The 19,863-nt window shown below is 66.4% G+C and carries 17 protein-coding genes; 7 read left to right on the top strand and 10 right to left on the bottom strand.

Translation table 11 applies throughout. The features are described from left to right. Positions 1–272: 272 nt before the first annotated feature. The 7 genes from U5775_RS31695 to U5775_RS31665 all read left to right on the top strand — a co-directional run bounded on the left by U5775_RS31695 (position 273) and on the right by U5775_RS31665 (position 6,643). Positions 273–1,247: an AraC family transcriptional regulator gene (locus U5775_RS31695; protein ID WP_322062075.1), complete on the top strand. Its 975-nt coding sequence runs from the start codon at positions 273–275 to the stop codon at positions 1,245–1,247. 183 nt (positions 1,248–1,430) lie between these two features. Then, complete coding sequence (locus tag U5775_RS31690) at positions 1,431–1,997, top strand: carboxymuconolactone decarboxylase family protein (RefSeq protein ID WP_322062074.1); 567 nt, start codon at positions 1,431–1,433, stop codon at positions 1,995–1,997. Next, positions 1,994–3,118: an acyl-CoA dehydrogenase family protein gene (locus U5775_RS31685; RefSeq protein WP_322062073.1), complete on the top strand. Its 1,125-nt coding sequence runs from the start codon at positions 1,994–1,996 to the stop codon at positions 3,116–3,118. Before U5775_RS31690 ends, U5775_RS31685 begins: the two co-directional genes overlap by 4 nt. Next, positions 3,115–3,906: an ABC transporter ATP-binding protein gene (locus U5775_RS31680; RefSeq protein ID WP_322062072.1), complete on the top strand. Its 792-nt coding sequence runs from the start codon at positions 3,115–3,117 to the stop codon at positions 3,904–3,906. Before U5775_RS31685 ends, U5775_RS31680 begins: the two co-directional genes overlap by 4 nt. A 37-nt stretch (positions 3,907–3,943) precedes the next feature. Further along, positions 3,944–5,134 carry an ABC transporter substrate-binding protein gene (locus U5775_RS31675; RefSeq protein ID WP_322062071.1) on the top strand — a complete coding sequence of 397 codons (1,191 nt, stop codon included), beginning with the start codon at positions 3,944–3,946 and terminating at the stop codon, positions 5,132–5,134. Continuing rightward, the gene (locus U5775_RS31670; RefSeq protein ID WP_415913697.1) at positions 5,127–5,966 is read left to right on the top strand and encodes an ABC transporter permease; all 840 of its coding nucleotides are present in this window, start codon (positions 5,127–5,129) and stop codon (positions 5,964–5,966) included. Before U5775_RS31675 ends, U5775_RS31670 begins: the two co-directional genes overlap by 8 nt. 59 nt (positions 5,967–6,025) lie before the next feature. Then, positions 6,026–6,643, top strand: coding sequence for a diguanylate cyclase domain-containing protein (locus U5775_RS31665; protein ID WP_322062070.1), 618 nt, complete (start codon positions 6,026–6,028; stop codon positions 6,641–6,643). 64 nt (positions 6,644–6,707) lie between these two features. On the opposite strand, the gene U5775_RS31660 is transcribed toward U5775_RS31665, so the two are convergent. From U5775_RS31660 to U5775_RS31615, 10 genes are all read right to left on the bottom strand, one after another. Continuing rightward, positions 6,708–6,896, bottom strand: a complete 189-nt coding sequence (locus U5775_RS31660; protein WP_322062069.1) for a 4-oxalocrotonate tautomerase — start codon at positions 6,894–6,896, stop codon at positions 6,708–6,710. A gap of 61 nt (positions 6,897–6,957) precedes the next feature. Next, on the bottom strand, positions 6,958–7,287 hold the full coding sequence (locus U5775_RS31655; protein ID WP_322062068.1) for a BON domain-containing protein: 330 nt from the start codon (positions 7,285–7,287) through the stop codon (positions 6,958–6,960). 44 nt (positions 7,288–7,331) lie between these two features. Continuing rightward, the gene (locus tag U5775_RS31650) at positions 7,332–8,177 is read right to left on the bottom strand and encodes an avidin/streptavidin family protein (protein WP_322062067.1); all 846 of its coding nucleotides are present in this window, start codon (positions 8,175–8,177) and stop codon (positions 7,332–7,334) included. Beyond that, positions 8,174–9,595 carry an MFS transporter gene (locus tag U5775_RS31645; protein ID WP_322062066.1) on the bottom strand — a complete coding sequence of 474 codons (1,422 nt, stop codon included), beginning with the start codon at positions 9,593–9,595 and terminating at the stop codon, positions 8,174–8,176. Before U5775_RS31645 ends, U5775_RS31650 begins: the two co-directional genes overlap by 4 nt. Positions 9,596–9,637: 42 nt before the next feature. Beyond that, positions 9,638–10,456 carry an aspartate/glutamate racemase family protein gene (locus U5775_RS31640; RefSeq protein WP_322062065.1) on the bottom strand — a complete coding sequence of 273 codons (819 nt, stop codon included), beginning with the start codon at positions 10,454–10,456 and terminating at the stop codon, positions 9,638–9,640. 64 nt (positions 10,457–10,520) lie between these two features. Beyond that, a complete protein-coding gene (locus U5775_RS31635; protein ID WP_322062064.1) occupies positions 10,521–11,366 on the bottom strand; it encodes a hypothetical protein in 846 nt (281 codons plus the stop codon). A 153-nt stretch (positions 11,367–11,519) separates the two neighbouring features. Next, positions 11,520–12,908, bottom strand: coding sequence for a Xaa-Pro aminopeptidase (locus U5775_RS31630; RefSeq protein ID WP_322062063.1), 1,389 nt, complete (start codon positions 12,906–12,908; stop codon positions 11,520–11,522). Between the two features lie 38 nt (positions 12,909–12,946). Continuing rightward, positions 12,947–14,608, bottom strand: a complete 1,662-nt coding sequence (locus U5775_RS31625; RefSeq protein ID WP_322062062.1) for a hydantoinase B/oxoprolinase family protein — start codon at positions 14,606–14,608, stop codon at positions 12,947–12,949. Positions 14,609–14,623: 15 nt separating this feature from the next. Further along, positions 14,624–16,702: a hydantoinase/oxoprolinase family protein gene (locus U5775_RS31620; RefSeq protein WP_322062061.1), complete on the bottom strand. Its 2,079-nt coding sequence runs from the start codon at positions 16,700–16,702 to the stop codon at positions 14,624–14,626. A 329-nt stretch (positions 16,703–17,031) separates the two neighbouring features. After that, on the bottom strand, positions 17,032–19,707 hold the full coding sequence (locus U5775_RS31615) for a LuxR C-terminal-related transcriptional regulator (RefSeq protein WP_322062060.1): 2,676 nt from the start codon (positions 19,705–19,707) through the stop codon (positions 17,032–17,034). Positions 19,708–19,863: the final 156 nt, after the last annotated feature.

Here is a 19,863-nt window from a genome sequence, read left to right as displayed (position 1 = left end):
TGCCAGCGGCGCCGGTGGACGTGCTGCTGTCCGCTGCTGCTGTCTATAGACGACTGGAATCCACTATGCGACCGGCGCCCCGGAGCGCCAACCAATTAAATCTGCAATGCAAATGAAGCGGCGCTGCATGTGCAAAAACGGAAATCGTCGCCTTATGCGAAACCGCAGATAAGCATCTAACGAGAATTTCGTTGCATCAGCGCCGGAACCGATTATGGTGAGACACCGTGCCCGAGGTTCGCCGAGGCTTTTGCACAAGCTGGATGGAACGTATGCCCTCTCATGTCGATGCTCTCTCCGCGTGGCTGCTCGAAGGTCTTGAACTGAGCAGCACGCTCTTCCACGTCGGCCAGTATTGCGGCGCGTGGCAGGCTTCGACGAGCGGGCACCGGCGCGCGAGCTTTCATGTGGTGCTGCACGGCCAGTGCTGGCTGCATCTGCCGGCGCAGGCGCTGCGCCCCGCGCGCAGCGTGGCGCTCGCGGCGGGCGACGCCGTGTTCCTGCTCGCCGATACGCCGCACTGCCTGTCACCCGATCCGCTCGCGCCCGAGCGCGGCCGCGAAACGGCGCGCGCGGGCACGATGACGCCGCTCGACGCCGCGGGCCACGAAGCGCCCGGCAGTCTCGGTCTCGCGTGCGGCTTCTTCGAGTTCAAATCGGGACTCGACGACCTCGTGCTCGGCCTGCTGCCCGATCACGTGATTGCGCGCCGCGATCAGTCCGCGCTCCATGGCGCGCGCCAGATCTTCGAGCTGATTCGCGCCGAGGCGCTGCTCGATCCACGCACGCCCTCGCCGCTCATCGCGCGTCTCACGAGCCTGCTGTTCGTCTACGCGCTGCGCGCGCTCGACGGCAACGACGAACTGGCGCCCTGCTTCTGGTCGCTGATGCGCCGGCCCGCGTTCGCGCCGCTCGTCGCGGCCATCGTCGCCGATCCCGGCAAGCCCTGGACCACGGCCAGCATGGCCGAATTCATCCACATGTCGCGCGCGCGGTTCTGCAAGCTGTTCGCCGAGTTGTCGGGGCAGCCGCCCGCGCAATTCGTCACGCTCGTGCGCATGAAGCTCGCGGCGTCGATGCTGAGCACCGGCGCGAGTACGCCCGATGCCGCCGGGCAAGTCGGCTATCAATCGGAATCGGCCTTCGCGCAGGCGTTCAAACGCGTGACCGGTGTGCAGCCCGGCGCATGGCGGCGCACTGCGAATCATGCCGATGCCAATACCGACACGCAGCTTGCGCTTCATTGAGCGCTTCGCTGAGCGCCTTGCTCGGCGATTCATCGACATCGAAGCCCGCCTGACCGCACCCAAACCCACACCCATACCCGCACGCAAGACAAATCCGCATGAATCGCAGACGCCTGCGCATTGCCCGCCGCTGCGCGCGCCAACATAATCGAGCCACTTTCATCGAATCTGCGAGGAACCGTCATGAGCCGTCTGCCGCTGCACACCGTCGAGAGCGCGCCTGAAGCGAGCCGCCCGTTTCTGGAGCGTTCGCAGGCCGCGAACGGCTTTCTGCCGAATCTCGTCGCCTCGCTCGCCAATGCGCCGGTCGCGCTCGAAACGTATCTGACCGTCGGCGAGATCAATGGCCGCAGCGGCCTCACGCTCGCCGAGCGCGAAGCCGTGCAGATCACGGCCGCCGCGATTCACGGCTGCGGTTTTTGCGTCGCCGGCCATACGGCCGTCGCGCTCAAGAAAGCGCAATTGCCCGCGGCGGTCGTCGACGCGCTGCGCGACGGCCGCGCGAGCGGCGATGCGCGTCTGGACGCCGTGGCCACGTTCGCGCGCGAGGTCATCGCTACACGCGGCGCCGTGCCCGACGCGGCGCTCGCTGCGTTTCTCGAGGCCGGCTTCAGCGATGCAAACGCGCTCGAAGTCGTGCTCGGCGTGAGCCTCGCCACGCTCTGCAACTTCGCGAACAATCTCGCGCAAAACGAATTGAATCCGCAACTGGCCGCCTGGCGCTGGGAAGCGGGCGGGCGCGCCGCATGACACGCGCGCTCGTCCACACGCTGCCCGCCGATCTCGCGGCCTGGCTCGACGCGCACGCCGAGGCCATCGACGCCCACGCGCAGCATCACAATCACGCGAGCGAGATCGTGCCGCGCCTCGCGCGCGCGGAGTTGTTTCGCGTCGGCGTAGCGCATGCGCTGGGCGGCTCGGGCGGCACGACCATCGACGCGATCGAAGCCATTGCCGCCGTCGCGCGCCATTCGCTCGCGAGCGCGTTCGTGTTCTGGGGGCAGCGCTCGTTCATCGAATACCTGCTGCAAAGCGATAACGAGGCGCTGCGCGCCCGCTGGCTGCCTGCGCTGCTCGCGGGCACCCACGCGGGCGCCACGGGCCTCTCGAACGCCATGAAGTATCTCTGCGCAATCGAGCCGCTCCATCTGCACGCCGTGCCGCTCGACAGCGGCGCCACGCGCTTCGCGCTCGACGGCGCGCTGCCGTGGATCACGAACCTGCGCCGCGAAGGCTTCATGGTCGCCGCCGCGTTCGACCGTCACGACGGCGCGCCGCCCGCGATCTTCGCCGTGCCGCACGATGCGCCAGGCGTAATGCGCAGCGACGACCTCGACCTGATCGCCCTGCGCGGCAGCAACACGGCCGCGCTCACGCTCTCGAACACGGTGCTCGACGCGAGCTGGCTGATCGCCGCCGACGCGCGCGCGTTCCTTGCGCGCGCCCGCCCCGCGTTCCTCGGCCTGCAATGCGGGATGTCGATCGGACTCGCGCGCCGCGCGCTCGAATCGATCGATGCAAGTAGCCCCGCCGTGCGCGCCGCGCTCGATGACGATGCCGCCGCGCTGCGCCGCGAGCTCGACGCGCTGACCGCGCGCCTCTACGACGGCGTGACGAGCGGCGCGTTCGTCGCCCAGCCCGCCGCGCAGTTCGAAGTGCGCATCGGTCTCGCCGATGTGGTCGCGGCTGCGGCGCGCCTCGACGTGCAGGCGGCCGGCGGCCGCGGCTATCTCTGCGCGCCGGGCACGCCGCGCGTGACGAACGACACGGCGCGCCGCAGCCGCGAAGCCGCCTTCGTGCCCATCGTCACGCCCACGCTCGTGCAGCTGAAGAACCAGCTCGCGCAGCATCGCCGCAGCGAGGCCGCATGAGCCGCGGCGCGCTTGCAACGGACGCGGCGCGCCTCGCATTGCGCGGCATCCGCATGGGCTGGCAGCAGCGCAACGTGCTCGACGGCGTCGATCTCGAAGTGCGCGCGGGCGAACTCGTGGCGATCCTCGGCGCGAGCGGCGCGGGCAAGTCCACGCTGCTGCGCATCGCCGCCGGGCTGATCGCGCCCGCGGCGGGCGAGGTGCACGTGGATGGCGAGCGGCTCGAAGGCACGCGCCCGGACGTGGCGCTCGCGTTCCAGGACCCGTGCCTGCTGCCCTGGCTTTCGGTCGAGCGCAACGTGGCGTTCGGCCTGAACTTCCGCCGCCAGCCCGCGCTCGCGCGCGGCATCCGCGAGGCGCGCGTGGCCACGGCGCTCCAGGCAGTCGGCCTCGCGCACGCCGCGCATTTCGCGCCGCGCCAGCTCTCCGGCGGCATGGCGCAGCGCACCGCGCTCGCCCGTGCGCTCGCGCGCGAACCGCGCACGCTGCTGCTCGACGAACCGTTCGGCGCGCTCGACGAAGTCACGCGCGCCGACATGCAGCGCCTGCTCCTGCAAGTCGTGCGCGACACGCAAGCCGCGACGCTGCTTGTCACGCACGACATCGACGAGGCGCTGCTCGTTTCCGACCGCGTCTGCGTGCTCGGACGCGGCGGCATCGCGCTCGATCTCGCGATCGACGTGCCCGCGCCGCGCGACGCGCAGGTTCAGGCGCTCGGCGCGCTGCGCGTGCGGCTCGTGAGCGCGCTGCACGAATCGATGGCGCGCACCGCCGCGCCGCAATCCTGACATCGACATCGACCCACCGACGAGGACGCCCCCCCGCATGTGCCAGCTTCCGATGACCCGCCGCGAGTGGCTCAAGCTCGCATCGCTTTTCACGCTCGCAGGCGCCGCGCCGCTGCTCGGCGCACTCGACGCGCGCGCCGCGAGCGAACCGGACGCCCCGCTGCGCATCGGCTATCTGCCTATCACCGACGCCGCCCCGCTGCTCGTCGCGCACAACAACGGCTATTTCGCGCAGGCGGGCTTGCAGGTCGAAAAACCCACGCTGCTGCGCAGCTGGGCGCAGCTCGTCGAGGCCTTCCTCTCCGGTCAGGTCAACGTCGTCCACCTGCTCTCGCCCATGACGATCTGGGCGCGCTACGGCAGCCGCGCCCCCGCGAAAGTCGTGGCGTGGAATCACGTCAACGGATCGGCGCTCACGGTCGCCCCCGAGATCGGCACGCTCGCCGATCTGGGCGGCAAGACCTTCGCGGTGCCGTTCTGGTATTCCATTCATAACGTCGTGTTGCAAGACATGTTGCGCGCACAACGACTTACGCCGGTGCTCACGAAGGACGGCGCGCTCAAGCCCAACGAAGTGCGCCTCGTCGTGATGGCGCCTTCCGACATGCCGCCCGCGCTCGCCGCGAAGCAGATCGCGGGCTACATCGTCGCGGAGCCGTTCAACGCGGCGGCGGAGGCGCTCAAGGTCGGCAAGATCCTGCGCTTCACGGGCGACGTATGGCGCGATCACGCATGCTGCGTGGTGTTCATGCACGAGCGCGACCTCAGCGAGCGTCCCGCGTGGTCGCAGAAAGTCGTCGATGCGATCGTGCAGGCGCAAGTGTGGACGCGCGCGCATCCGCAGGAGGCCGCGCAACTGCTCTCCAAGAGCGGCGCCAACCACTACACGCCGCACGCGGCCGGCCTGCTGCAAAGCGTGCTCGCGCCCACGCCCGCCGACGAAGCGCGCTATCTCGCCGACCGCGCCATCGTTCACGGCGACTGGCACGAGAAGCGCATCGACTTCCAGCCCTATCCCTACCCCGCGTACACCGAGGAACTCGTGCGGCGCCTCAAGACAACTCAGGTCGAAGGCAACGGGCAGTTCCTCAAGACGCTCGACCCGGCGTTCGTCGCGCGCGATCTCGTCGACGACCGCTTCGTGAAGAAGAGCATCGAAGCCGTGGGCGGCATGAAGACGTTTGGACTGCCAACCACCTATGCACGCACGGAGACGATCGTTGTCTAGCCTGCCTGCCCGCTCCGGCCCCGCGCATCGCGCCGCCGCACCAGCCGGCGGCGTGCGCCGCCAACGCGCGCGCGGCCGGCTCGCCCGCGCGGCGCTCGGCATGCTCGGCCTCGCGGCGATTCTCGCGCTCTGGTGGATCGGCGTGACGGCGCTCGCGCGTCACAACCCGCTCGCCGCGCAATTCGGCCCGCTCGCGGCGCTGCAGACCTTCCCTTCGCTCGTCAGCGAAGATCGGCTGTTCGCGCATATCGGCGCGAGCCTGCGGCGCATCGGCGTCGGTCTCGCGCTGGCGATGGCGATTGGCGTGCCGCTCGGCTTTCTGATCGGCCGCGTGAAGGCGCTCGAAACGGCGCTCTCGCCCGCGCTGCAATTCCTGCGCATGATCTCGCCACTTTCGTGGATGCCGATTGCCGTGATGTCGCTCGGCGTGGGCGATCCGCCGGTGTACTTCCTGCTGGCGTTCGCGGCGGTGTGGCCCATCGTCATGAGCACGGCGGCCGGCGTCCAGCACATCGACGTGCGCTGGGTCCAGCTTGGCGAGAGCCTCGCCGCGACGCGCACCGAAATGCTCTGGCACATCTACGTGCCGGGCATCGCCGCGCACGTGCTCACGGGCGTGCGGCTCGCCATCGGCATCCTGTGGATCGTGCTCGTGCCCGCCGAAATGCTCGGCGTGAGTTCGGGGCTCGGCTATCTGATTCTCGATACGCGCGACCGGCTCGCGTATTCGGAGCTAATGGCGGTCGTGCTCGTGATTGGCGCGTTGGGGTTTCTGCTCGACTATGCGGCGCGGCGGCTTTATCGTCGATTTGGGGTGCAGAGCGACGGGTAACGGCAGCTGGAAGATTCATAAAAGCCGTCCGGCATTACACAGCATCTCGAAGCGGCGGTTTGGCGAATCATTCGGCGAAAAATCAGGGCGCAAACCCGTGGAGCACACATGGACCCAGCCACGCCATCGGGCAAGCCGGAGCACAGGCTCTGGCGGCGCGCGAGCGCGCCCATCGGCTCGAATTGCAGGCGTTCGCGCTGGACACCGGCATTCGCGGGGTCATGCGGCAGCAGGCCTTCCTGCGGGGAACCGCCGAACGACTGATTGCGGAGCAGTCGCCGCATCTCGATCCCGTAACGGACGCCCCGCTGCAGGCGGGGCTCGATGCCCAGCAACATGCGCTCTGGAGCGTGAGCGTTCCCGATCCCGACGCGCCCATCCGGGGCATCGGCGCCCGGGAGCTCGCGACGATTCCCCCTCTGCATCGCGACGAGCCGACGCTGATCGAAGATCTCAAGCCGACCCCGAAGGGCGCCCCGCGCAATCCGAAAATCCGTTTCACTGTCTCGATTGGTGTGGCCGAGCGCATGGCGGACCGGCGCGCCGACCTCGACGCATTGATTCGGATAGCTGATCAACGGCTTTATGCCGCCAAGGAAGGAGGTAGAAATCGTGTCGTGTCGGGCGATCCGGTTGCGGGGAGTGGGGAGACGGGCTTGATGGGGGGCGTGGGTTGAGTCGTGCTTGCCCCGCATCCGGCCACGCTATTAGCGCCGCCGACGGCGCATCCAGATCCGACAACTACATCGGCGCCGCATAGAACTTTCCGCCATGCGCCCAATTCGAAGGCTCGATCTCGACAAACAGCACATCGATCGATTCAACAGGGCATTTCAGAACTCTCGCAGCCAGACTGGTGAGTTCGGAAAGGAAAGTCGCCTTTTGCTCGGGCGTTCTGCCCGGGGAGAGTTCTATTCTGATAATAGGCATGAGAAGGCCTCCAACAAGATTATTGCCATGCACCCATTGAAGCAGATTACCGTGGGCCGTTTCATTTCATCGTATGTAGTTTGTTCCGCACGCTTGTCACGCCGCTAACCGAGGCTGCCGCAGACGCACAGGCGTCGGCCGCGGCCGTATCGGCAACCTTCCCGCTCAATGTCACGACGCCGTCGCGCGCGCGTACCTTGACCTTGCTTGCGTCGATTCCAGTGGCCGCAAGCAACTGGCGCACGTCCGCGACCATCTGCTTGTTGCGTGCGGTTGCCGCGACAATCTCCGAAGCCGATTCCGGCGTGAGCGGCGAGCCGCCTTGCGCGCAAGCCGCGCCCGTTACAAGCGCCAGCGCAACGGCAATGATCTGGGTTCGCATCCGGTTCATGGTGTTGTTCTCCTCGTGGTTCCGTCGTCGTACAAAGATTGCTGTCATGGCCCGCTGGCCTCATGCGAAGACCCGTGACTCCCTTTAGATGGGCTGTCGATGAACGCGACCGCGAGCGCGTCGTGAGCAATCGAGACACCGGCATAGCGATTGCCGTGCGCGACGGCGCGCGCCGTGAAGCGTTCGAGCGCGGCACGTTTCGCGAGTCGATCGACAAAACCGCCTACGCCGATAGCCTTCGCGCGCCCGTCGTTGCCGGGCTTCAGCATGGTGAGCGAGACGCTTTGCAAGGCGCCCTGAGGTGCCGGGTCAATGAAGCCAGCCACAGGCAGCGCCACGCCGTCGCGCGTCGTGAGCGTACCGCTCACGCGGCCCGCTTCGTCGTACACGTAGTCGATGGATTCGATCCAGCCATGCGGCTCGCCGCGCAAGCCCACTGCGCGGCTTGCCGCCGCCTTCGGCGCGCCCTGCTCGACCGCCCGAGGCGGCGCGCTCACGCGATCGAACACCAGCGTTTCCGAATAAACGCCTGGCTCGCTCAATTCGACCGCATCGAAGGAACCGGAGGCCACAAGGCCGTGCTGCACCTGCAAATGCGTGTCCGTATAGAGCACGCCCGTCATCACGGAGACCCAGTGCCAGCCCGGATCGACTACGTCGCTGTCGAGCGGGCGCCAGAACACCGAGATCGCGAACGGACAATTGCCCTCGTGCGCCTCGCCGATCCAGCCCACCGCCGGATACGTTCCGGTCGCCCCCGTTTCGGAGCGATACGTGCCGGAAACGAATCCGCTGGTGTCATGCCCGGTGATGTCGAGCAGCGAGCCATACTGGTTTCGCCATGTGCCAACGGCTGGCGCCGGGCATGCATCGTGTTCGTTGCGGGTCATGCGAGCTCCTTGCCCTCGGTTTCCGGCAACAGCAGCGCGAGCAATACCGTGACGACGAGAAACAGATTGATGAAGGTGGTCGTCATGTTGAACGACGAGCCGCGCGCGACCAGAAAGCCGATAAAGGCGGGCGCGGCGAAGTTGGCAACGCGCTGTGCAAAAATGGCCCAGCTATAGCCGATAGTGCGTAACCGCGTCGCGTACATTTCGCCGACCCAGGTATCCCAGACGCCCCACGCGCCGAGGCTGAAGAACGCGAGCGCGAAATTGCTGAAGTAGAGCGTCCCTTGCGTTTGTGCATTGGCGAACACGTAGCCCGCGACCGCCGAAAGCGCCACATAGGCGATCATCACTTTCTTGCGGCCGAAGCGCCCGGTGAGGAACGACGCGCTGATATAGCCGGGAATCATGCACAAGGCCGAGATGGCGATAAAGCCATAGCTTTGCGGCAGGCTCAATCCGCGTTGCTGGAGCAAGGTGGGCAGCCATGTTTGCAGTCCCCAGTATCCCCATGCGAACGTGAAGTTGATGCACACCTGCAGCATCGTCATGACGAGAGTTCGGCCCGCGAAGATATCGCGCCATACGCTGCGCACGACCGCTTCCACGGTGAGCGTTTGTTGCGGCGAGATGGATAGCGCGCCACGGCTCAAACGCGCGATCGCCGCGCGAGCCTCCTCCTGCCGCCCCGCAGCGGCAAGCCAGTACGGCGACTCCGGCACCCAGCGCGCCACCACGAGCGCCCAGCACGCCGCCACCGAGCTCACGCCGATCACCCAGCGCCAGCCGAACGGCATCAGCCAGATCGTGGCGCCCACGGCGAGCATCATGCCGATGGGCCAGCCTGCCGCGAGATAGACCGTGAACGGTCCGCGCTTGTGGACCGGCAGCAACTCCTCGAAATACGGGAACGTCACCACCAGCATACCCGCCGCAACGATGCCGGAGACGAGCCGCAGCGCGTAAAGCACGGCATAGTCGGGCGAAAACGCGCTCGCCGTGGAGACCACGCCGTACATCACGAGACTCCAGATCACCGACGTCTTGCGGCCGAGTCGTTCCGAAAGCGGCCCCCAGAAGATCGAGCCAATCCCCATGCCCACGAAGATCGCGCCGATCAGGTTGCCGATCGCGACCGGCCCGAGATTGAAATCGCGCGAGATCAGCGGCGAGCTGTAGACGATGATCATCATCTCCCACGCTTCGATCACGAATACGAAGAAGAGCGCGAGACAGCCTTTCAGATGCTCGCGCGTGAGCGGCAGCGTCTCGAAGACCTTGCCGACCTGAATCGCCGTGGTCGAATGCGGCTGCGCGCCATGGCGCGCGGCGTCGTCGAAGCCAGCCGCGCCCGCGGCGAGGCCCGCCGCGAGTGCCGGCGGTAGCGCCCCGCCGGCGTTCTGCGAAGAATGCGTCATGATTTTCCCTGTCGATATGCCGATGTGAATGGTGACCGCGGTTCAGCACGTCACGACGTCGCCGAGCGGCGCGGGCCCGGCAAACAGGCCGAAGTCGTGCAGCTCGCTTTCGGGCGGCGGCTCGCAACTCCACACACGCGACGGCTGCCAGCCGAACCGGCGCTTGAACTGCGCGAGCGACTCCGCAAGCTTGAAGGCGGCCACGACCGGATCGATCACGGGCACACCGACCGCCTGCTGAACGGCGTCGAAGAAGCCGAATTCGATCGTGCAGCCAAGAATCACGGCTTCCGCACGGTCTTCCTCCACGGCGCGGCGCGCCTGTTCGATGATGCGAGCGCGTGTGCGCTCCGGATCGGCCTGGAAGTCGTTCACGCCCATATCGAGCGAACGCATGGACGCAAGGCGATCGAGCATGCCATAGCCGCGCACACGCTCGCGCATCTGCTCGACCCATTTCTCGCGGCCCACGATCACCGAAAAGCGATTGGCCAGATTCGCCACGATCTGCAGGCTCGCCTGGCACGGCCCCACCACGACGGTCTGTGCCGAGATTTCGCGCGCCGCTTCGAGTGCGGGGTCGTAGAAGCAGCCGATCACCATCGCATCGACGCCTTGCACGCCGGCGTCGCGCGCGACACCCACGGTCTTTTCGTCGATCAGCGCCTCATAGGCGCGATACTCCAGATGCGTGGGCGTCGGCGTCATGTCGAGCGACACCACCTCCACCGATGTCGACGGCTGCTTGATGGCGTGCAGCATTTCAGCGATCGGGCGATTCCAGGTCGCGATGCCCACCGGATTGAGCCAGCGTACCGAAACCGGCGCGTCCGCCGGCTCACCCTTGAATTGATTGCTCATTGCAGATCTCCTTGATAGACCCGTTAGTCTGATTAGTCTGGAATGCCAGGCATCTACCAACGCGTTACAGATATTTCACGAGCGCCATCGTGAACGAAATCGAATGCCGCAGGTTCGACGACGTGTAGTAATCGAAGTTGAGATTGCCGGAAATATAGACGCCGTATTTCGCAAGGCCGTAATAGCTGAACGCCGGACCGATCTTGCCTTCGCGCATCTCCTCGAAATCGGATGCCGCCGCGCTGTAGATGCTGTACGCATGGTGCAGACCGATGAAGAGGTCGTCGCGCACCTGGTAGCCGCCCGCGATGTCGAGCAGCGTCATACTCAAGCCGCCGCGCAGATGCTCGATCTGTCCGTTGCCGATGTCGGTCGCGTTCAGGTTGCGCGACGCAAAGGTCAGTTCGACCGGATTGATGGTCACGCCTACACGCCCGATCTGGATGTAGTTGTTGACGTTGAAGCTGTACGAATACTGGTTCGCGCCCGCGCCAAAGCCCGCGCCTTTCGTACTGCCGTTCGGAAAGCTCACCGTGAGCGTGGGACTGGTCCAGAAGGTCTTGTAGCCTGGCGTGCCCACGGGCTGGTCGGGCACCACGACGTTGTAGTAGTACTCGATGCCAAGGTTCGGATACGCGCCTCCAAAGCCGCTCGCACCGGGAACCCCATGCGGGTTCGCGTAGCCGACCGAACCGTTGATCCAGAACTCGAACTGATCGCGATGCGTACCGGTAAAGCCGGTCTCGGTGAAATACGCCGGATTGAACGACGAATAGATCTGGTTGGAATTCGGACTGGTGTGCTGATATACCGGGAACGCTTCGAGCGCCCACGAATTCGGCGCGCCGGCCTGCCCGTAACCGATGAATTCGTCGGCGCACGCCAGCGGCGCGGCACCTGCGAAAAGCATCAGACCGGCTCCGCCGATCGCCAACATACGCTGAACCTTCATGCCATTCTCCCGCCCATTTTAAATTTCGTCATCCTTATTAAGCAGCGTGCTTCGCGCACCGTCCGGAGCTCCGCGCGCGCCCTTTTCGACGCGCGCGGGTTTCGCAGGCGATCAGTCGGCCATCACCGCTTCGATCTCGCTCACCGTTTTGGGAATCGGCGTGCCCATCACGCGTGCGCCGGCCGCCGTGATTTCGATCTCGTCCTCGACACGCATGCCGCCCACTCCCACGTAGCGGCGCAATATGGCGTAGTCGATCAGGCTCGCGTGGCGCTGCTCCGCCGCCCAGCGCTCGATCAGCGCCTCGATGAAGTAGATGCCGGGCTCGACCGTGAGCACCATGCCCCGCTTGAGCGGCTTGCCCATACGCAGGCTGCGCAAGCCGAACAGCGCGCTGCGCGCCGTTTCGGCGTCGTAGCCTACGCGGTCTTCGCCATACGATTCCATGTCGTGAACGTCGAGCCCGAGTTGATGGCCGAGACCGTGCGGAAAGCAGACCGCATAGGCGCCCGACGACACCACGTCGTCAACGGGACCCTTGAAGATGCCCATCTGCGTCATGCCCTCGACGAGATGCGTGACCGCGGCGCGGTGCACATCGGCGTAACGCACGCCGGGGCGCGAGCCGCGAATGCCCACGTCCTGCGCCTCCAGCAAAAGCGTGTAGAGCTCGCGCTGGCGCGTGTCGAAGCGTCCGCCCACGGGCAGCGTGCGAGTGATGTCGCTCGCGTAGCCGAGCGCGCTCGTCGCGCCCGAATCGTTGACGACGAGATCGCCACGCGCCAGTTGGCCGTCGTAGTTGAAGTTGTGCAGAATATCGCCGCGCTTCGTGAAGACCGATTGATAGGCCTCCAGAACACCGTGGCGCGTCAGCACCTCGTGCATCCGCGCGACGCCGTCGCGTTCATGAGCACCGGGGCGAGCGGCGCGCATCGCAGCTCGATGCATTTCTCCGGCTATTTCAAGGGCGGATTCGATCTCGGCGATTTCCTCGGCACGCTTGATCTCGCGTAGCGCGACAACGGCGTCGATCAGCGCCGCCGACGCGCGGCTCGCCACATCCTGCGCCGCGCAGCCCAGCAACCGCGCGATTTCCAGTGTGGTCGCCGCGCGATACGGCGGCACGAAATGGACCGTGCGGCCATCGCGCAGCGCATGGTCGATCGCGTCCTCCAACGCCGCGTAAGCGCGCACCGAACGGCAGCCCGCGCGCTCGCACTCGCTCGCGAGCGACGGCGTCTTGCCGAGCCAGATTTCGTCGTCGAGTGTGGCGTCGTCGCCGAAGACCGTATCTTCGTCACTCTCGAGATCGACGATGGCCGCGAGGCCCGGGCGGTTGACGCCGAAGAAGTAACGGAACGTCGCGTCCTGCCGGAAGGGATGAACGTTGTGCGCGAAGTTGATCGGCGCATCGACGTTGCCCAGCATCAGCACGAGACCGCTGCGTAGCTTCTCGCGCAGCGCCTCGCGCCGCGCGACATACAAGCTTTCTAAAAACATGAGTAGTCCCTATGACCTGCGGGAAGAGAACACACGGCTCACAGCGAGACGCCGTATACGCTCTGCGCGATTTCGGCGCTGACGTAGCCGTTCTTGACGTCGTCGATGACCGCCGCGTGCGAGCGCGCCGCCGGATCGCCAAAGCCGCCGCCCGACGCGGTGCGAATACGGATGATGTCGCCGCGGTCGAGTGACAGCGCGCTCACCATCGAATGCCGCTCGGTCGTGCCGTCCTTGCGGACCACTTCGACATAGTTGAGCGAGCCGTCCGCGCCGCCTGCGAGGCCCCACGGCGGGACCTTCGCGCGCGTGTAGCCGCAGGTGAGCAGCGTATGATCGGCGCGCACCCGATACTCCACGTGCACGCCGCGGCCGCCGCGGAACTGCCCATGGCCGCCTGGTTCGTCGTTGAGCGTCATGCAGTCCACGTGCAGGCCGTAGCGCGCTTCGCAGATCTCCGCGGGACAGTTATAGGTTTCGCCATGCATGCCGGAATAGACCGCGCTGTTGCCGTCGCGCCCCGCTTCGGCGCCCCAGCCGCCAATCTCGGGCTCGACCAGCGTAAACGCGCGTCCCGTGTCGGGATGCACGCCGCTGATGAAGGTGCCGCAGATCGATGCGAAGTTGCCGGCGGGAAGACGCTCGGGCAGATGCGCCGCGAGGCAGCGCAGGATCAGGTCGTGCGCGCGGATCAGGTTCTCGAAGTAGAAACCCTCGGCGGCCGGGCTCTGCGCTTCAAACACCGTGCCGGGCTGCGTGAGCACGGTCAGCGGACGGAAGGTGCCGCCATTGGTGGCGGCGCGCGGATCGGTGACGGCCTTGAACGCCATCTGCGCGGCCACGACCGTGCCGTCGCGGCTCAGGTTGTGCGGGCCCGCCGATTGCGCCGGGTTGTCACGCAAGTCCACGGTCATGCCGTCGTCGTCGATCTGCACGGTGACGCGCAACGTCTGTCCGTCGTCCTGCAACTCGTCCATCGTGAAGCGGCCGCGCGGCGCGTCCTTGAGCGCGCCGAGCGAGACCTTCTCCCCGAGGTTCATGAAATCCGTCACCGCCTCGAGGAACAGATCGACGCCATACTTGCTGGCCAGCTCGACGATGCGCGCCGAGCCGCCGCGCACGGCGGCAATGCCAGCCCACAGATCGCCTTCCATGAAATCGGGCAAGCGCGTGTTCGAGCGCAGGATCTGCATGACCGGACGGATCGGCTTGCCGCCGGAAATCAGCTTCACGCAGGCAAGGCGCAGGCCCTCCTGGAAGATGTCGCCCGCGTTGGTCGAGAGCGAGCCGGGCACCGAGCCGCCCACGTCGTTCCAATGCGCGATGTTCGCGGTCCACGCGATCAGTCGGTTGCCGGCGAACACCGGCATGGCGAGCACGACGTCGTTCAGATGCGTGACGCCGCCGCCGCTGTGCGGATCGTTGGTGATGAACACGTCGCCCGGTTCGATGTCGCCCGGTTGCGCGTGCTGCGCGAGGATGCGCTTGACCGCCTTGTCGAGCACCGCGATGAAGCCCGGCGCGCCCGAGCCCGAACTCGCGATCTCGCCCTGCGCGTCGGTGATGCCGGTGCCCATGTCGAGCACTTCATAGATGATCGGGCTCATCGCGGTCTTGATCATCGCCGCGAACATTTCATCGGCAATGGCCTGCAACGAATTCTGGATGATCTCCAGCGTAAAGATGTCCACTTTGCTCATCGTCGTTCTCCGTTCTCAGAGCGTGATGTGAAGGTTGCCGAGGCGATCGACGCTCGCCGCGTTGCCCGGATGCACGACGATGGTCGTGCCCGCGTCCTCGACGATTGCGGGGCCCGCGAACGTCATGCCCGGTTCGAGCTTCGCGTTGTCGTAAATGGTGGCCTCGTGCACGCCTTCGAGCGCATAGTCCACGCGGCGTGTTCCCTTCACGGCGCTCGCCAGCACGGCGCCCGTGGTGGGCAGTTCCGCAAGATCGAGCTTGCCGATCTCCGACGTCGTGACGATATGGAAGCCAACGATCTCGAGCGGCGCATCGAGCCGGTACGTGTACTGCTTTTCGTAGATCGTGTGAAAGCGCGCCGCGATATCGCTCCACTGCGCGGCGATGCGCTCACCGGTGCCGAGCGGCACCTCCACCGAGTGCTCCTGATTCTGGTAGCGCAGCTTGCAGTGAATCGCGAGACGCAACTGCTCGCGCGCCACGCCCTCGTCGACGAACTGGGCCACGGCGGCCTCGACGAGCTCGTCGAGCGTGGCTTGCGCGGCGGCCAGCGCCCCTTCGTCGGCGGTCTGGAAGAAGCGGTTCACGAACAGGTCGCGGCGCAAGTCGGACATGGTCATGCCCCACGCCGAGAACACCGATGCGCCGCGCGGGATCACCACCTTCTTGACACCGAGCTCCTGGCCGAGCGCGACCGCGTGCATCGCACCGCCGCCGCCGAAGGCGACCAGCGTGAAGTCGCGCGGATCGCGGCCGCGATTGAGCGACACCAGCTTCAGCGCGTTGACCATGTTATCGTTCGCAATCCGAATGATACCGCGGGAAATTTCTTCGCGTGTCATGCCGAGCTGCACCGTGAGCGGATCGAGCGCGCGCTCGACGGCCGCCATGTCGGCGACCATTTCGCCGCCGCAGAAATAGTCCTTGTTGATGCGGCCGAGCACGAGGTTCGCGTCGGTGGTGGTGGCATTTTCGCCGCCATTGCCGTACGCTGCCGGACCGGGCGACGCGCCCGCCGACTGGGGACCGACGTGCAGTTTGCCGAAGCCGTCGATCCACGCGATCGAGCCGCCGCCATTGCCGATTTCGACGAGATCGACCACGGGCACCATGATCGGATAGCCCGCGCTCACGCGGTCGCGCTCGACCCAGTAGTCGGTCTTGATGGCGACCTGGCCGTTCTCGATGAGCGAGCACTTCGCCGTGGTGCCGCCGATGTCGAGCGCGAGCACGTTCGGCTCGCCGATCAGGCGGCCCAGTTCGGCCGCGCCCCAGAAGCCGCTTGCCGGACCCGATTCGACCATCGTGATCGGAATTTCGCGTGCATGGGCGACCGTATCGACGCCGCAGTTGGACTGCATCACGTAGAGCGGCGCGCTATAGCCATTGGCGCGCACGCCTTGTTCGAGCTGATCCAGATAGCGCGAGGCAAGCGGCTGCACGTAGGCCGAAAGCACCGCCGTGCTCGTGCGCTCATACTCGCGCCATTCGCGCGTGATCTGGTGCGAAGCCACGACCGACACCTCGGGCCACAGGCGGCGCACTTCTTCTAGCACGGCGCGTTCGTGCGCGGGATTCGCGTAGGCGTGCAACAGGCAGATCGCCACGGCCTCGACCTCGGCCCGGCGAAAGTCCTTCACGATATCGGCGAGCGCCTGCAAGTCGAGCGGTTCGCGCTCGCGCCCGTCGTAATTGATGCGACCGCCCACCTCGCGGCGCAGATGCCGCGGCACGAACGGCGTAGGCTTGACCCACTTGAGGTTGAAAAAGTCGGGACGGTTGGCGCGCGCGATCTCCAGCACGTCGCGAAAGCCCGCCGTGGTGATGAGCCCGGTGCGCACACCGCGCCGTTCCGTCAACGCGTTGATGACGACGGTCGTCCCATGCGCCAGAAAGCTCACTTCGTCGAGCTTGACCTGGGCCTTCTCGAGCACATTGATCACGCCCTGATCGAAATTCGGCGGTGTCGTGTCGGTTTTTGCGGTGCGAACGGTCTGCAAGCCGGTCGCCGAATCGATCTCGAAGTAGACGAGATCGGTAAACGTGCCGCCGACATCGGTCGCCACACGAATGGTCTTTCCACCACGGGTCATCGCATTTCTCCTTGCATCACGATGGCCGGCTCAGACGCCGCCGGCTGATAAGTTGCTGACTGATTGCTGCCTGTTTTAATAGATAGCATGACTAACTATGTCGTTGCGAACGGCATGGGCCGCGTTCGGATACCGCGCTCACGGCATGTGCCGGGCGCGGACTGTTGATCGGCTGCTGAGGCGGACTTTATGAATCCAATAAGCGCGCGGCAACCGGCGCGGCGAGTAGGACCGGGGCGCGCCGCCCTACCCGCCTACCCGTATGGGTAGTTTTGTGCGGGTAGTCTCGGAGGAAGGGGCGGATGAAGAAGCGGCGAATGCGCCGTCAATCACGGCTGCGTGGGGAGCAGGCCCTGCTGCATGGCCGCCGCGATGGCGCCCGCCCGCGAGTCGACACTGAGCTTCTGGAAGATCTGCTTGAGATGGAACTTGACCGTGTTTTCGGAGATATCGAGCGAACGCGCAATCGACTTGTTGGTCTGCCCGGTCGCGAGCAGGCCGAGGATCTGGGTTTCCTTGCCGCTGAACTGCGCGCGCGGGCGCACCGGGTGGGCACGCCAGCCGCGCAGTTGCGAGACGGCCGCCTGCAACGCAGGCGCGGCGTCGCCGGCCGGCACGAACGGCAGGACGGCGGGACCGGCCTCCAGCAACAGCCCGGGAATCTGATGAACGATCACGGGTTCGAGCGCCGCTTCGATCTCGCGGGGCGCCGGGCCGCTCGCGCTCTTGCGCTGCGCGATCAGCGCGAGCAGACGCAAGCGCCAGGCCGGCAGCAGCAAACCCGCTTGCTCCAGCTTCGCGGCATCCTGCGTAAGCCGCCTGAACGCTTCAACGGCGGCGCCCGTCGCGAGCCGCAGGCGCGCGAAGGCCAGCGCCGCGGCCTCGCAGAGCCGCCAGTCCAGCGCGCCGGGGTCCGCATCCGCCGCGAGGCCGATTGCCTGCGCTTCCTGCTGCGCACGATCGCCCTGCCCGCACTGTGCGAACAGATCCACGCGCCAGATGCGCACCAGTTGCGCGAGGCGCGGCAACTGGCGATGCTGCGCCACGCGCTCGATGTGATCGAGCACGCCGCATGCATGCTCGATGCCGTGCTGGCGCAGGCCGACTCGCCAGGCGACATCGGCGGTATTGGCGAACAGATCGAGCCAGCCGTCTATGTGCTCCAGCGTTTCCTGCCCCTCGCACAGCCAGGATTCGGTGCTCGCCCACGCGCCTTCGAGGTACAGATGCTGCGCCTTCAGGCAACCCATCACGGCCTTGAGCGAACTGTCGGTGCCGAAGTTCGTTTCGGCCAGCGCGAGCGCTTCGTCGACCCGTTCGCGCGCCGCCGCGATCCGGCCTGTCGCGCACAGCGCGAGCGCCTCGTGCATCAGGCAAAAATTCTCGCCGAGCGTGCTCGTCACCACGCGCATGCGCACGCGCGCGGCGTGCGCCGCCTCGATCGCGTCCTGCATGCGCGCGCGGCGCATCGCGGCTACCGCGCCGACGCACAGCAGCGTCGCCTGTCCAAGCGGATCGTCAGGCAGGCGCCGATTCGCCTCCTGATCGTCGACGGGCAGGCGCAATTCGTCGTCGAAGATATCGAAGTAGCCGCGCAGCAGCGCCTCGACCACGATGAAATCGCGTTCGAGGCGCGCGTTGCCCTGTACAGCCGGTTGCGCGAGGCGCAGCAGTTCCATCGCCAGTGCAGGCTCGCCGAGCTTGGCCTGGAGGTAGGCCTGCATGAGCACGAGCTCCGGGTCGGTGCGCCGCGCGCGCTCGTCGAATTGCTGCAACAGGCTCTGCGTGTAGTGGATGCCGTGACGCACCACCAGCTCCCATCCGCCGGCCTCCAGAACGAGCCGCACACCGAGCGCCGTATCCTCCGCGCGCAGCGCGTGCGATACCGCCAGCACCCAGTCGCCGCGCTGCGCCAGCCACTGCGCGGCGGCGCTGTGAATCTGCCGGGCACGCCGCGCATTCAGGCGCTGGCTCAGGAAATCGGAGAGCAGCAGGTGGTAGCGGAACCAAGTGCCGGTCGCATCGAGCGGCACCAGCAGCGCATGAAACGAGGTGAGCCGTGCGAGCAGTTCCGCACTGTCTTCGCGTCCGCGCGCGACATCGGCGAGGTCGGCGTTGAAGCGCTCGAGCACCGAAGTCTCGATGAGAAAGTCGCGGCAGTCCTCGGGCAAGTTGTCGAGAATCTGCTCGGCCATGTACTGCGCCATCTCGGCAACGTGCCCCGAGAACGACGGCAAGCCGAATGCCGAAGCCGTGCCGCGCCCGAGCCACAGGCGCGCAAGCTGAATCGCGACGGCCCACCCTTCCGTCTTCGAATGCACGGTCGCGAGCACCGAGGGCCCGTGATCCCGGCCGAGAATCTGCGTGGCCTCGGGCAGCGAAAGCACAAGGTCGCTCGCGTCGATCTCGTGAACGAGCCCGCGCGCCTTGAGCGTCGCGATCTGCCAGGCCGGCCGCGTGCGGCTCGCGATCACGAGATGCAGCCACGGCGTCGCGCGTTCGAGCAGCATCAGCACGATCTCGTCGACGGCGCGCGACGCCGAGCGATGGTAGTCGTCGAGCATCAGCGAAAAACAGCGTCCGTCGCGCGCGAGTGCCTGGAGCAGCGCGGCGATCGTGCGCTGCTCGCGCGCATCGAGCGCCTGCGCATGGGCCAGCGCCGAAAGGCTGCCAAGATCGAGGCCGGCGTCCTCGAGCGACAGCAGCAGATAGACGAGGAAGCGGTTCGGATCGGCATCGGCCTCGTCGAGCGAGAGCCACGCAACGGGCTGCGCATGCGCGCTTTCGCTCGCACGCCGCGCCTCGCGCCACTGGGCGAGCAGCGTCGTCTTGCCGAAGCCCGGTGCCGCGACGATCAAGGTAAGCGGCCGGTCGGCATGCCGCTGCAGACGCTCGATCAAGGCGAGCCGGGGCACGGCTTCGAGCTGCGTGCGCGGCGGTGCGAGCTTGCCGACCCACATCCAGTGGCTGGACAAATCGGGCCCGTCGGCGCGGATATCAGTCATTGCGCGCAACCATCGGGGCTAGCAGATCTACGTGCCCGTTGCGCTGCGACCCTTGAGAACCCATGCGCAGGTACGACTGATAAAAGCGACATCCATGCATTTTTGTCTGATGAACCATGCGGAGCACGTGGCAGAACCGCACGAGCGAAGGTCGTC

It is taken from the genome of Paraburkholderia sp. J63, from assembly GCF_905220245.1.
Taxonomy (GTDB): Bacteria; Pseudomonadota; Gammaproteobacteria; order Burkholderiales; family Burkholderiaceae; genus Paraburkholderia.
This window is presented reverse-complemented; position numbering and strand designations above follow the sequence as displayed.

Excerpts from the sequence above, each read along its gene's own strand:
- U5775_RS31675 (WP_322062071.1), top strand. The coding sequence starts at position 3,944 with ATGTGCCAGCTTCCGATGACCCGCCGCGAGTGGCTCAAGCTCGCATCG.
- U5775_RS31680 (WP_322062072.1), top strand. The coding sequence starts at position 3,115 with ATGAGCCGCGGCGCGCTTGCAACGGACGCGGCGCGCCTCGCATTGCGC.
- U5775_RS31690 (WP_322062074.1), top strand. The coding sequence starts at position 1,431 with ATGAGCCGTCTGCCGCTGCACACCGTCGAGAGCGCGCCTGAAGCGAGC.
- U5775_RS31630 (WP_322062063.1), bottom strand. The coding sequence starts at position 12,908 with ATGTTTTTAGAAAGCTTGTATGTCGCGCGGCGCGAGGCGCTGCGCGAG.
- U5775_RS31645 (WP_322062066.1), bottom strand. The coding sequence starts at position 9,595 with ATGACGCATTCTTCGCAGAACGCCGGCGGGGCGCTACCGCCGGCACTC.
- U5775_RS31685 (WP_322062073.1), top strand. The coding sequence starts at position 1,994 with ATGACACGCGCGCTCGTCCACACGCTGCCCGCCGATCTCGCGGCCTGG.
- U5775_RS31650 (WP_322062067.1), bottom strand. The coding sequence starts at position 8,177 with ATGACCCGCAACGAACACGATGCATGCCCGGCGCCAGCCGTTGGCACA.
- U5775_RS31625 (WP_322062062.1), bottom strand. The coding sequence starts at position 14,608 with ATGAGCAAAGTGGACATCTTTACGCTGGAGATCATCCAGAATTCGTTG.
- U5775_RS31635 (WP_322062064.1), bottom strand. The coding sequence starts at position 11,366 with ATGCTTTTCGCAGGTGCCGCGCCGCTGGCGTGCGCCGACGAATTCATC.
- U5775_RS31660 (WP_322062069.1), bottom strand. The coding sequence starts at position 6,896 with ATGCCTATTATCAGAATAGAACTCTCCCCGGGCAGAACGCCCGAGCAA.
- U5775_RS31615 (WP_322062060.1), bottom strand. The coding sequence starts at position 19,707 with ATGACTGATATCCGCGCCGACGGGCCCGATTTGTCCAGCCACTGGATG.
- U5775_RS31695 (WP_322062075.1), top strand. The coding sequence starts at position 273 with ATGCCCTCTCATGTCGATGCTCTCTCCGCGTGGCTGCTCGAAGGTCTT.
- U5775_RS31620 (WP_322062061.1), bottom strand. The coding sequence starts at position 16,702 with ATGACCCGTGGTGGAAAGACCATTCGTGTGGCGACCGATGTCGGCGGC.
- U5775_RS31640 (WP_322062065.1), bottom strand. The coding sequence starts at position 10,456 with ATGAGCAATCAATTCAAGGGTGAGCCGGCGGACGCGCCGGTTTCGGTA.
- U5775_RS31655 (WP_322062068.1), bottom strand. The coding sequence starts at position 7,287 with ATGAACCGGATGCGAACCCAGATCATTGCCGTTGCGCTGGCGCTTGTA.